The following is a 12,668-nucleotide window of genomic DNA, read 5'->3' on the forward strand; positions in this document are numbered from 1 at the left end:
TTATTCTTCGTAACGTTCCATTTCGCGATCGTAGAATTCGCCGGCGATAGTAATCAAATGTTCCATTTCCGATTCCAATTCCTGTTCGTCTTCTTCGTCCAATTCCTCAAGAAATTCAACAGAGTCATCCTTTAGGTTGATTAAAAATCTTGGATATTCTAAATGAATGATGAAAATATCATCTGGAAAGTCAGAGTTATCGGCCAATACAAATTTTGGTAATTCCATAGTACAATTATTAATGATGAGTTATCAATTTTTTTGTTAGATTATTAAAGCGAAGATACAAAAACAAGGCGGCGGCAGTTAATCCTGATAATAAACCGATCCATACACCAATAGCTTTTAATTCGGTGAACAGTCCTAAATAGATTGAGATAGGAAACCCAATTACCCAATAGGCTACAAAAGTAATATACATTGGTACTTTTACGTCTTGCAATCCACGAAGTGCTCCTAAAACCACTACCTGAATCCCATCAGACAATTGAAAAACAGCCGCAATTAAAATCAGTCCCGATGCTATTGAAATCACTTCTGCACTATCACTCATGGTTTTTAGATTGTCTGAATTCACAAAAAATTCAGGTAAAACCGTATGAAACAGCACAAACAATAGTGCGAAAGTTCCTTGAACGATAATCGCCAAAAGGAAAATCGAACGTGCTACGATTTGTAACTTTCTAAAATCCTTAATTCCTTTCTGATTTCCCACTCGAACCATTCCCGCTACACTCAATCCCGAAACGAACATAAAAGTGAATGTTGCCAAAGTCAACGCAATCTGATTGGCTGCCTGACTTGTAGTTCCTATTCTTCCACACAGCCATATTGCTCCGGTAAACAAAGCAACTTCAAAAAACATTTGCATTGCAGAAGGCAATCCCAAACTTACAATTCGATTTGTCATTGTTTTTCCTATGGCTTTAAAACTAAAACCTTCAAAATACGGTTGAAATTTCTTTTTCGACTTCAAAGCAAAATGCATGTAGATTACCATCACAATTCGAGAAATTACAGTACCATAAGCGGCTCCTAACATCCCTAACTTAGGAAAAATCCAAACACCATAAATCAAAACTATATTTAAAAACAGGTGTACCACATTACAGAGTAAATTGGCCCACATTCCGTACTTTGTTTCACTCTTTCCATCAGCAAACTGCTTGTAACCTTGAAAAATCACTAATGGAATCAATGAAAAAGCAACCAAATCCAAAAAGGGTTTCGCCAATTCCACTACTTCCTCCCGTTGTCCCATCAAAACAATTAAAGGTTTAGCCAGATAAATCAGCCCAAAAAGTGTCAATCCCAGAATAGTACACAAAACCAATCCGTGATGAAAAACACTTCGTCCTTTCACCAAACTATTTTCACCATCCGCTTCTGCAATTAAAGGAGTTATTGCCGTAGAAAAACCAATACCCAATGATATTCCAATAAACACAAAACTATTGGCCAAAGAAACTGCTGCCAACTCTGTCGCACCCAATTTTCCTACCATCACATTGTCTACGATACTCACCAATGTATGTCCCAACATTCCTAAGATTACAGGATAGGCCAATTTGATATTTTCGGGGAATTCTTTGGTATATACAGACCACTTCATGGCATTTTTTTTGGCAAAAATACAATAATAAATAGCGAATACGAGTTTACTTAACAACCAATCTACAATAAATCATCATGAATTCTTTAAAAAACAATCTCTTTTTATTTGTCTTTCTACTCTGTTCAACAACCTTTTTTGCCCAAAAAAAAGCAGGTGACATGCGTTTGGGATATGGTTTCAGCGGTGGAATACCTTTTAATGATTACGGTGGAGCCGTTGGTGTCGATGGTAGATTTCAATACGACATCACTTTAAAAACTTCTCTATTAGGAACGGCAGGATACACACACTTTTTTAGCAATGAAATTCCGGATTTGGCCTACGCTCCGGTAAAAGTCGGTTTCAAATCACATATTGGCGATCAAGTGTATGTTTTGGGAGAAATCGGAGCGGCTTTCAGCACAACAGGCATGGGGATTTCCCCAGTCTGGAATCCTGGTATCGGTATTGCAACCAAACACATTGACATCAGTTTGCGTTACGAAAACCTCAATAAATTTGATACGGGACAATTTGCTTTACGCTTGGCTTATGGCTACAAGTTATGATACACTTTTTTCATTTCTGAAATAATCTAAAATCATAAAAGACATAATTACGGGTGGTAGTATGTGTAAATCCAAATGGATTAGACGAAGCATTCTCAAAAGTCCAATTCCAAAAACACACACCACCCAAGCCAATTTAAGATATTCCAATCGGTTTTTAATTGGTTTGTTCGTGAAGTATTTCACATAGAACAACAAAATCGCCAAAGAACTTAATATAAGTATTTCGTTAGCGTACACAAAATGGGTTATTTTAAAAACAACACCTATCGGATAAGCTAGTATAAAAAGTAAGGCTATTTTGAAATAGATGGTTTTGATGAAATTACCGTTTTGCAGAAAAAACAAAGCACCCGTAAAATTGAGTATCGACAAAATAGTTTCTAACATGATCTTACTCTAATTGTTTTTTGTATTCCGCAAAGTTGAGCTTTACTTTTTCATCCAAAGCAGGTTCTTTGATATCTGTGTATTTTTGCATCTCTTCCCAAATTATTCGTCCCACCATATAACGCGCCATTTCCTTGTCATCGGCTGGAATCACATACCACGGCGCATGAGGTTTAGAAGTTTTATTAATGGCTTCTTCGTAGTATTTCATATAATCGTCCCAACGCTCTCTTTCTTTCAGATCGCCTGGTGAAAATTTCCAATGGTGTTCTTCTTCTTCTAATCTTCGCAACAAACGTTTGCGTTGTTCTTCTTTACTCATATAAAAAAAGAACTTTAGCACTATTGTCCCATTTTGCGTAATATGTTTTTCAAAATTATTGATCTGTTCAAATCGGTTCTCCCAAAATTCGGGTGTGATATCTTCAACTTTTTCAATACCTGGCAAATTTTCATTTAGAATATATTCCGGATGCACACGTGTGACCAAAACATTCTCATAATGGGTTCGATTGAATACTGCAAACTTTCCTTTTTCGGGTAAAGCCAAATAATGGCGCCATAAATAATCGTGTTCCAATTCGGTCGAATTCGGAGTTTTAAAACTATGCACTACAACTCCTCGCGGATTAAATTCTTTAAAAACCTCTCTAATCAGACTATCCTTTCCTGAAGTATCCATTCCCTGAAGGCAAATTAATACTCCATACCGATTGTGTGCATACATTACATCTTGCAATTCACTCAAAGGTTGCTGCACCTCATCCAGCATTTTCTCTTTTTCCTTGTCTTTTAAAGTCGTTTCGATTTCCGTTGGAAAATCTTGCAACTTGATCGCTTTAGTTATTTTAAAGTCTTCCGATTTGAATACTGCCATAAATTTTGAATTATATTTGTTCTTATTTGGAGCTATTTCCCGCTCTTCGCTATATCTTTTTGCTACACGCCGCATTCGCTTTGTGTAGCAAAAAGGATACCGCTGCTATCGGGGCTAGGCCTATATTGTAAATTTATGGAAAAAATTCAACTTCTCGCATTTTTGACTATTCAAGGCATTGGTGCCGCATCAGGAATAGTATTTCACAACAATTCATTATTTATCGTCAGCGACAACTCAGGCTATTTATTCGAGCAAAGACTAGATGCTTCACCGCTTATCAAGCATACGTTAATTCATGACGCAACTGTCAATATCGAAAAAAAACGCAAACCCGACTTTGAAGCCATCACATTAAAAGACAATGAGCTTCATATTTTCGGATCGGGATCAACTTCCCAAAGAAATAGAATGCTAACATTTGATTTGAAAAATAATAAAGCAAAGGAAAATGATTTTTCGGTAACCTATAAAAAACTGAAAGAACAGGCAAATATTTCTGATGATGATCTGAACATTGAAGGAGCATTGTACTTCAATGGCTCTCTTCTTTTGTTTCAAAGAGGCAACGGTAGCAATGCGCAAAATGGAATTTTCACAATCGATTCCGACCAAAACACAAAGTACCATCCTATCCCCTTACCTAAAATCAAACATGTAGAAACCAGTTTTACCGATGCCATTCTGTTTGAAAATAAAATTTATTTCCTAGCAGCAGCTGAAGATACAGTATCAACCTATGAAGACGGTGAAGTTCTGGGTACAATCATGGGTGTAATGAATCCAGAAACTATGGAAATTGAGAAAACCATCCAATTGTCACCAACCCACAAACTGGAAGGATTAACTGTATTGGAAAAACACGACGATCAAATAACGTTTCTACTTTGTGAAGACAACGATACCGAAGATTTGAATGCTACCATCTACAAATTGAAAATAAAATTGTAAAAAAAAGTGATTGCTTCCCAACCTTTTGATAAAAACTGTTCTCTTTAGTAATAAAGACATTGATTGTGATAGACGAAAAATTAATACAAGCCTGTAAAAAAATGCATCGGGACGCCCAGCGTCAGGTGTATGAAATCTTGGCGCCTAAATTATACCGGACTTGCAAACGGTACTTAAAAAAGGAAGAAGAAATTGAAGAAGTTTTGGCAGATGCCTTTTATACCATTTTTACAAAAATGGATCAATTAAAAGAAAATGGTGCCTTTGAAGCTTGGGCAAGAAAAATTACCGTAAACCATTGTTTGTACCAGCTGCGTAAAAACGTGAACTTTAATTTGTACCTGGAAGATACCAAGTTGCAAATTCAACCACAAACTGCTGCTGATAGTAAAATGGAAGAGGAAGATTTGTTAAAGCTACTCAATTTCATTCCCGAAGGCTGCAAAACAGTATTCAACTTGTTTGTAATTGAAGGTTACGGACATAAAGAAATTGCTGAAATGCTGAATATTTCTGAAGGAACATCAAAATCACAATTGAATGCAGCAAAAACCAAATTGAAAGATTTAATCAACAATTTGTATTATCAACAAGCGAAGTAAGTAATGGAAAATCAAGACAATAATTTATTCGACCAATTTAAAAAAGCAGCTGATAATTCAGAGTCGACGGACTTTCCCGGATTGGAAAAAGTCTGGTCCCGAGTGGATGCAAAATTGGACACTCAAATATATCAGCAGCAAAAAAATATCAATTCGGGATGGAAAAAATTTGCAGTTGCAGCATCAATAGTAGTCGGAACGGTTTTCGCCTATCAAGTGATTAAAAAAGAAAAAACAGCTCCTGCCTTCGAAGACAATACAACACGACTGGAAACGCCTAAAAATAATACTTCCAAATCTGAAGTTATCATTACCGAAGACTCAAACTTAATAGTGGAAAAAAAAGAAGCTGAAAAAATAATCGAAAAACAAATCCGATTAAAAACACAGGTTGCTACTAGCACCCACTCAGCAAATTGGTCAACCAACGACACATTAATCTTAAGAGAACCGGCAAAAATAGTTTCCAATGAATCGGATAAAATCGAAAGAGAAAACGCCACAATGATGCGAGGTGAAGTCTTTGATGCCATTGGAGTAAAACATATAAGAACGGAAGAAATCACTGAAAAAAAACAGGAGCCAGAAAGCAAAAAAGTTACTCTTAAAAAAGCACCACCATTAATCCTAATCGATGGAAAAGTTTCTAACAACGCTAGAGATATCCGTGAAGCCGAAACAGTAACGGAACTAGAAGAACCATTATACATTGTGAATGGGATTGAATACAGTGAGAAAGAAATGTTTGGACCTAATCCAACTTCTCCCTACTACCCGCTCAACAAACAAAACATCGAATCAATCGTTGTTTATGAAGGTAAAGAAGCTATCGAAAAATTCGGTCTTAAAGGTTCAAAAGGAGTTGTGGTTGTGAAAACCAAAGATGGGAAGCCTGCAGTTCTGAAAAAATAAAATCCTCCCAACAACCTATTAAAAAATCAGCATGAAAAGTATCATTACTATTTCATCAGCCCTACCTATGCTTTACAACAACCTAAAAATTGAAACACCATGAAAACAGTAAAATCTATTATAGCAAGTTACGTATTACTTATTAGTTCGTTTGTATTCGCTCAAGAAAAAACCATTACAGGAATTGTATCGGATGCAACGGGGCCAATCCCAGGAGCTAATGTTGTGGTAAAAGGAACCAATCGTGGCACATCAACCTACTTTGATGGTAGTTATTCAATCAAAGCTAAAGAAGGTGAAAAACTAGTATTTAGTTTTATGGGAATGCAGGATGTGACAAAAACAGTAGGAGCTTCAAACATTATCAATACGGTATTACAAGATGACACTCAGCAGTTAAAAGAAGTCGTAGTTACTGTTGCTTCAGGAATTAAAAGAAGCCCACAAAGGCAATTGGCAGTCCCAAAGTCGGCAAACTATCACAATGCTTTAAACAATAAAGAACTCAATTTTATCGACCTATTGATTAAAAAACAAAAAGAAGCGGTAACAATCAGTGATGAACCTTTAATGTATCTGAATGGTAAAAAAACCAATCGTAGTACTATTGCCAATTTAGACACTAAATCCATAGCTGAAATTGAGATTGTTAACAATGATGATGCCATTCGATTTTTTGGCAAAAAAGGAAACAAAGGTATTTTATTAGTTACCACTAAAGATCTTACTGAACCTGAATACCTATCCTCCGAAAAACTTCATGAAAAATTGGATGACAAGGAGGTAGACTATGATAGTATTGATTATTCATCGATTCTGGAAGACTATTCACCCTTTTCGGAAAATGAATTCGAAAGTCCGAAACAATCGCCACTTTCAACTTTTTCGATTGATGTAGACAATGCTTCTTATACCAATGTGAGACGCTTTCTAAACAATGGCATGCAAGTTCCGAAAGATGCAGTGCGTATAGAGGAAATGATAAACTTTTTCAAGTATCAATATCCAAAACCCACAGACAAACATCCGTTTTCAATCGATACTGAATACAGTGATTGTCCTTGGAATCCAGGAAATAAATTAGTTCGCATCGGTTTACAAGGCAAGAATATTCCTGTGGGTAACTTACCACATTCCAATTTTGTATTTCTAATTGATGTATCGGGTTCAATGAATCAAGACAACAAATTACCTTTATTGATTGCCTCTTTGAAAATACTTGTAAAAGAATTGCGTCCAAAAGACAAAGTGTCTATTGTAGTGTATGCGGGTGCTGCCGGATTGGTTTTACCTCCTACAAATGGCGATCAAAAGCAAACCATTATCGAGGCTTTAGACAAGTTACATGCAGGCGGAAGTACAGCTGGTGGTGCAGGAATACAATTGGCCTACAAAATAGCTCAAGAAAACTTTATCGAAAGCGGCAATAATCGAGTAATTCTTGCTACTGACGGCGACTTCAACGTGGGTGCTTCCTCAGATAATGACATGGAACGATTAATTGAAGAAAAAAGGGAATCGGGGGTATTTTTAACTTGTTTAGGCTATGGGATGAACAATTACAAAGACAGTAAAATGGAGATTCTAGCAGATAAAGGCAATGGTAACTATGCTTACATAGATACTATTCAGGAGGCCAATCGATTTTTGGGTAAAGAATTCAAAGGTTCGATGTTTGCTATAGCCAAAGACGTGAAGATACAGATTGAATTCAATCCGAAGCATGTACAATCGTACCGTTTAATTGGTTATGAAAACCGAAAACTACGTCCTGAAGATTTTACCAACGATGCCATTGATGCTGGAGAACTAGGGAGCGGACATACCGTTACGGCTTTGTACGAGATTATTCCATCAGGCGTAAAAAGTTATTTTTTCAATGAACCTGCCGACTTAAAATACACCAAAACCAAAATACAAGAAAGCAATACTGACGAATTAGCCACAATCAAATTCAGATATAAAAAACCAGATGGCAACAAAAGCATCGAAATGGTGCATACCATCGAAAATAAAACTGAAACTGTGCAAAACGCATCGGAAGATTTCAAATTTGCTACAGCAGTAGCTTGGTTTGGGTTAAAACTGAGAGATTCAAAACTAATCCAAAACAAATCTCTTGAAGACATACAACAATTAGCAAAACAAGGCTTAACATACGATCCGGAAGGATATAAAGCCGAATTCATACGTTTAACTGAAAATACGTTAGTACAATAAAGTTCGTAATGTAGTTTATTTTGTTTGGTTGCGAAACCCTGAGTAGTACTCGGGGTTTCCGTTTTAAAACAACACCTTAACTTTAGTTCCTTTACCTGGCGTACTTTCAAAATCAATCGAACAATCAATCATATTCGCAAATCGTTTTACCAATTGCAATCCCATACCGATTCCTTTTTCATTTTCGGTACCATTAGTCGACACATAAGTATTGCTTTTGATACTGTTTATCTTTTCCGCAGACATTCCTATACCGGAATCTTGCACAATCAAAACGTTGTCCTGATGATAAAACGAAATCGTTCCGTATTCCGGGGTAAACTTAATGGCATTCGAAAGTAAATTTCGAAGGATAACCGTCATGATTTCCTTATCACAATCTTTAGTATGAAAATCATCCAAATTGACTTCAACCTTAATATGCTTATTCTGAATCATACTACTGTAAAATTCAATGATTCCTTTGGTTAGGATTGAATAGTCTATCGCAATAGGCTGCACTGCAACCGTATTGAAATTCAATTTCGTCCAATTTAAAATTGTTTCAATCATTTCGAGAAGCAATGTAGATTCCTGATAGATCATCTTAACCATTTCCTTAAACTCCTCGTTGCTAATTTCGTTTTCCGCCGCTAAGGAAGAAATCGACGATAAATTAGCAATTGGATTTCTCAAATCATGTCCTAGAATGGACAACATTCGTTCGTTGTTCTGATTGATTTGTGCTAATTTGTCTTGTAAAACAACCTCATTATTAATATCTACAAAAGCAAGAACGAAAAAATTATCAAAAAAGAAGGTTTTAATTTCGTACCATTTTTCTTCTTTATTTTTAGGTTTCAGTCGGGCTTTGATTTTAATTACCTTTTCGTTTTTAAGAGAAGCCTCCTGAAGTTTTTCATTCCATGCTTGTCTGATTTCATTTCTGTACTTTTCTTCCGGGTACAAGAGTTCGTACCAGGTATCTACATCGGGTATCTCCTGAACAGTGTAACCAAATTCCTGAATCAAGTTCTCATTAAAAAACAAGCTTTCGAAACTCGTATCGTGAGTTTCTATTTCTGTAATGATAAACGGATAAGGCAATAAATTGGCAACTTTAATTACATCTTCTTTTGAATTAAAAAGAGACTCCATAACTATTTTTCATTAACTCCATTTTAAAATTAGTGATAATTCCTATAAAAGAAAAAGAATCAAGTCACGATACCCAACTTCAACGACCAAAAGCAATTTCATAGGCTTATCCCTACAAAATCAGCTCATTAAAAAAGGGATAGAATGTACATCCTATCCCTAATCATTTGTATTCCGTTTGTTATTATTTTTCAATTTCTTTCAAACTCTCCATTTTCTTGTGTGCCAAGAAACCTTTAATATCTTCAAAATGTTCTCTTACTCGTTTGTGACCGAACTCGAAAACTTTTTCGGCCAAACCATCCAAGAAGTCACGGTCGTGAGAAACCAAAATCAAAGTTCCGTCAAAATCTTTCAGGGCATCCTTAATGATATCTTTGGTTTTCATATCCAAGTGATTCGTTGGCTCATCGAGAATCAAAACATTCACCGGCTCCAATAATAATTTGATCATAGCCAGACGGGTTTTTTCACCACCGGAAAGTACTTTTACTTTCTTTTGAATATCATCACCTTTAAACATGAAAGCGCCTAAAATATTTTTTATTTGCGTACGGATATCACCTTCGGCGATGCGGTCGATGGTTTCGAAAATCGTGGCTTCACCATCTAACAAAGCGGCTTGATTTTGGGCAAAGTAACCAATTTGAGAGTTATGTCCTATTTCCAACTTACCACTATCAAAACCGATTTCTTTCATGATCGCTTTAATCATGGTTGATTTACCTTCACCGTTTTTCCCAACGAAAGCCACTTTTTGTCCACGTTCGATTACCAAATTCGCTTTTTGAAATACTACATGGTCGCCGTATGATTTAGACAATTCTTCCACTACGACAGGATACTGACCTGAACGTGGTGACGGAGGGAATTTCAGTTTCAAAGCAGAAGTATCAATCTCATCCACTTCGATAGGTACAATTTTTTCCAACATACGCACACGAGACTGAACTTGTTCCGTTTTAGAAAATGTTCCTCTGAAACGCTCAATAAATGCTTGGTTATCAGCTATAAATTTCTGTTGTTCGTCGTATGCTTTCTGTTGGTGTATTCTTCTGTCTTTACGCAATTCCAAATAATCCGAATATTTGGCTTTGTAATCGTATATACGTCCCATTGTCACTTCAATAGTACGATTGGTAATATTATCTACGAAAGCACGGTCGTGGGAAATTACCATTACCGCTTTGGCTTGCGTTACCAAAAACTCTTCCAGCCATTGAATACTTTCCATGTCCAAGTGGTTGGTAGGCTCATCCAATAAGATCAAATCTGGTTTTTTCAATAAGATTTTAGCCAATTCGATTCGCATTCTCCATCCTCCTGAAAATTCAGATGTTTTACGATTAAAATCTTCTCTTTCGAAACCCAATCCTTTCAGTACTTTTTCAACTTCGGCTTCGTAATTTACTTCTTCAATCGAATAGAATTTTTCAGAAAGTTCAGAAACGCGTTCAATTAATTTCATGTACGCATCACTTTCGTAATCGGTACGGATAGTTAATTGTTCGTTGATTTCATCGATTTCTGCTTTCATCCCAAGCACAGCGGCAAATGCTTTGGAGGCTTCTTCCATCACAGTAGAATCATCATTTAACAGCAAATGCTGAGGCAAGTAGGCGATTACAGCATCGCTAGGTGCAGAAATTCCGCCACGAGAAGGTTTATTTTCACCCGCAACAATTTTCAACAAAGTCGATTTTCCGGCTCCGTTTTTACCCATAAGGGCGATTTTATCATTTTCATTAATGGCAAAAGTGACCTCACTAAAAAGTGTTGTTCCGCCAAACTCTACGGCAATATCGTTTACTGTAATCATTATTCAAGACTGTTAGATGGTTAGCTTATCAGATTATTGAATGATCTGACAAGCTAAATTTTGAAGGTGCAAAGATAAATTTATTTAGTAAATAGTGCTAGTCCTTAGTCCTTAGTTTTTCAGTACTTAATGATTAGTGGTTAGCACTAGTTTTTTTAGTTCTTCCTGATAGGTTGTATTGTCGTTCATGCCGAGGTGCCCTTGGTTTTCGAGTAAAAAGAGTTGATCCGATTTCTTTAAATACCGTTTTAACTTTTCGGAATCAGAAGCCGGAATCATTTGGTCATCAATCCCATGAAAGATGGTGATTTGCGATTTCGTGTTACGGATATACTGATCAGTGGCAAAATCGAACTTTTTAAGAAAATCAGGAAAGAAAGGGACTTTTCCTCGGGTTAATTCCAGAAAATTATAATACGGTGCCTGTAAAATTAAATGATTTGGATGGTATTTTGAAGCCAGATAAGCAGCAGGACCAGTCCCGATGGAATAGCCGATGACAATCACGTTTTCATACCCTTTACTTAACTTTTTATACACTTTGCTGACATCGTCAACAACCTGATTACTGTTTTCGACGGCCCCATCACTTTTTCCGAAACCGCGATAATCCATGATAAAGATATCATATCCCAGATTTGTATACTGATTCGCGATATTACCCCAGGCGTTTAAGGCACCAGCATTGCCATGCAGATAAAAAACCAATCCTTTAGGAGCATTTGCTTTGAACAACAAGCCATGGATGTTTGTATTTGCCTCAACAAGTGTATTGATTTCGGAATAATTACCATCAAATTCAAAAGCATACTCCTTTTCCAGTTTATAATACTTGAAAACCATTTCTTCCTGATTGCAATAGATATAGGAAACATACAACAAATACAATCCACCGAACAAAACGGACAAAGACACAAGAATAAAACGAATTAATTTCATTAGTAATTTTTAAAATATAAGAATAGTATTAGCTGTACAATAAGTACTATTGACTCCACAATAAAATATATTGACTCCACAATAGACAACTGAGGCTTCACAAGCAGCAGTATTGACTCCACAAGCGACAACAGAGACTCCACAAGCAGCAATGTTGACTCCACAAGCAACAATAGAGGCTCCACAAGCAGCAATATTGACTCCACAAGCGACAACAGAGACTCCACAAGCAGCAATGTTGACTCCACAAGCAACAACAGAGACTCCACAAGCGACAACTGAGGCTCCACAAGCGACAACTGAGGCTTCACAAGCAGCAACAGAGGCTCCACAAGCAGCAATCTTAATTTCAACCCAATTTAATAAAAAAAGCTACCCTAAAGTAGCTTCTGAGAATTGAATTTATTTTATTATAAATTGAAAAGTCGTTACCGTTTAGCAGATTCTCAGGTTTAAATCACTAACAATCTCTTTCGCTGTGCTGGCATCGGATGATGCAACATAGACATCGACGGTTTGGTTAAAGATTCCAAAACCGGCAGAAATGGCAGACTGCACATTGTTTTTAGTCCAGCTTGCTATTCCTACATCCTGAAGTTTAACTTGTAAAGCCTGAGCCAAAATTTCGCTACCCGAATAAATTTTAATAGAGTCCATT

General features: G+C 36.5%; 14 protein-coding genes. 6 read left to right on the forward strand and 8 right to left on the reverse strand.

Annotation, left to right across the window (positions count from 1 at the left end; genetic code table 11):
- Positions 1–228: a hypothetical protein gene (locus ACS8MM_RS06425; protein WP_379714311.1), complete on the reverse strand. Its 228-nt coding sequence runs from the start codon at positions 226–228 to the stop codon at positions 1–3.
- A 10-nt stretch (positions 229–238) separates the two neighbouring features.
- On the reverse strand, positions 239–1,612 hold the full coding sequence (locus ACS8MM_RS06430; RefSeq protein WP_379714314.1) for an MATE family efflux transporter: 1,374 nt from the start codon (positions 1,610–1,612) through the stop codon (positions 239–241).
- A 77-nt stretch (positions 1,613–1,689) separates the two neighbouring features.
- Between ACS8MM_RS06430 and ACS8MM_RS06435 the strand changes: the two genes are divergently transcribed.
- A complete protein-coding gene (locus ACS8MM_RS06435) occupies positions 1,690–2,163 on the forward strand; it encodes a hypothetical protein (RefSeq protein WP_379714317.1) in 474 nt (157 codons plus the stop codon).
- On the opposite strand, the gene ACS8MM_RS06440 is transcribed toward ACS8MM_RS06435, so the two are convergent.
- Together ACS8MM_RS06440 and ACS8MM_RS06445 are read right to left on the reverse strand one after the other, a co-directional pair.
- Entirely contained in the window at positions 2,158–2,553 is a 396-nt protein-coding gene (locus ACS8MM_RS06440; protein WP_379714320.1) for a hypothetical protein, read from the reverse strand. The genes ACS8MM_RS06435 and ACS8MM_RS06440 overlap by 6 nt on opposite strands.
- A 4-nt stretch (positions 2,554–2,557) precedes the next feature.
- Positions 2,558–3,430 carry a PPK2 family polyphosphate kinase gene (locus tag ACS8MM_RS06445; protein ID WP_379714323.1) on the reverse strand — a complete coding sequence of 291 codons (873 nt, stop codon included), beginning with the start codon at positions 3,428–3,430 and terminating at the stop codon, positions 2,558–2,560.
- A gap of 135 nt (positions 3,431–3,565) precedes the next feature.
- Between ACS8MM_RS06445 and ACS8MM_RS06450 the strand changes: the two genes are divergently transcribed.
- The 4 genes from ACS8MM_RS06450 (at position 3,566) to ACS8MM_RS06465 (ending at position 8,115) form a co-directional block, all read left to right on the forward strand.
- Positions 3,566–4,381 (forward strand): DUF6929 family protein, encoded by an 816-nt coding sequence (locus ACS8MM_RS06450; RefSeq protein ID WP_379714326.1) that lies wholly within the window; start codon positions 3,566–3,568, stop codon positions 4,379–4,381.
- 101 nt (positions 4,382–4,482) lie between these two features.
- On the forward strand, positions 4,483–4,983 hold the full coding sequence (locus ACS8MM_RS06455; RefSeq protein ID WP_379714328.1) for an RNA polymerase sigma factor: 501 nt from the start codon (positions 4,483–4,485) through the stop codon (positions 4,981–4,983).
- 3 nt (positions 4,984–4,986) lie between these two features.
- On the forward strand, positions 4,987–5,895 hold the full coding sequence (locus ACS8MM_RS06460) for a hypothetical protein (RefSeq protein WP_379714330.1): 909 nt from the start codon (positions 4,987–4,989) through the stop codon (positions 5,893–5,895).
- Between the two features lie 99 nt (positions 5,896–5,994).
- Positions 5,995–8,115, forward strand: coding sequence for a vWA domain-containing protein (locus tag ACS8MM_RS06465; RefSeq protein ID WP_379714333.1), 2,121 nt, complete (start codon positions 5,995–5,997; stop codon positions 8,113–8,115).
- Between the two features lie 63 nt (positions 8,116–8,178).
- On the opposite strand, the gene ACS8MM_RS06470 is transcribed toward ACS8MM_RS06465, so the two are convergent.
- The 3 genes from ACS8MM_RS06470 to ACS8MM_RS06480 form a co-directional block, all read right to left on the reverse strand.
- Positions 8,179–9,252: a PAS domain-containing sensor histidine kinase gene (locus ACS8MM_RS06470; protein WP_379714336.1), complete on the reverse strand. Its 1,074-nt coding sequence runs from the start codon at positions 9,250–9,252 to the stop codon at positions 8,179–8,181.
- Positions 9,253–9,436: 184 nt separating this feature from the next.
- Complete coding sequence (locus ACS8MM_RS06475; protein WP_379714339.1) at positions 9,437–11,071, reverse strand: ABC-F family ATP-binding cassette domain-containing protein; 1,635 nt, start codon at positions 11,069–11,071, stop codon at positions 9,437–9,439.
- Between the two features lie 126 nt (positions 11,072–11,197).
- Positions 11,198–12,010 carry an alpha/beta hydrolase gene (locus tag ACS8MM_RS06480; RefSeq protein WP_379714342.1) on the reverse strand — a complete coding sequence of 271 codons (813 nt, stop codon included), beginning with the start codon at positions 12,008–12,010 and terminating at the stop codon, positions 11,198–11,200.
- Positions 12,011–12,122: 112 nt separating this feature from the next.
- On the opposite strand from ACS8MM_RS06480, the gene ACS8MM_RS06485 reads away from it, so the two are divergent.
- The gene (locus tag ACS8MM_RS06485; RefSeq protein ID WP_379714345.1) at positions 12,123–12,410 is read left to right on the forward strand and encodes a hypothetical protein; all 288 of its coding nucleotides are present in this window, start codon (positions 12,123–12,125) and stop codon (positions 12,408–12,410) included.
- A 35-nt stretch (positions 12,411–12,445) separates the two neighbouring features.
- Here the strand turns inward: ACS8MM_RS06485 and ACS8MM_RS06490 are convergent, their stop codons facing one another.
- On the reverse strand, positions 12,446–12,667 hold the full coding sequence (locus tag ACS8MM_RS06490; protein WP_379714348.1) for a putative signal transducing protein: 222 nt from the start codon (positions 12,665–12,667) through the stop codon (positions 12,446–12,448).
- Between the last annotated feature and the right edge of the window lies 1 nt (position 12,668).

It is taken from the genome of Flavobacterium sp. MAHUQ-57 (assembly GCF_051908335.1).
GTDB lineage: Bacteria > Bacteroidota > Bacteroidia > Flavobacteriales > Flavobacteriaceae > Flavobacterium.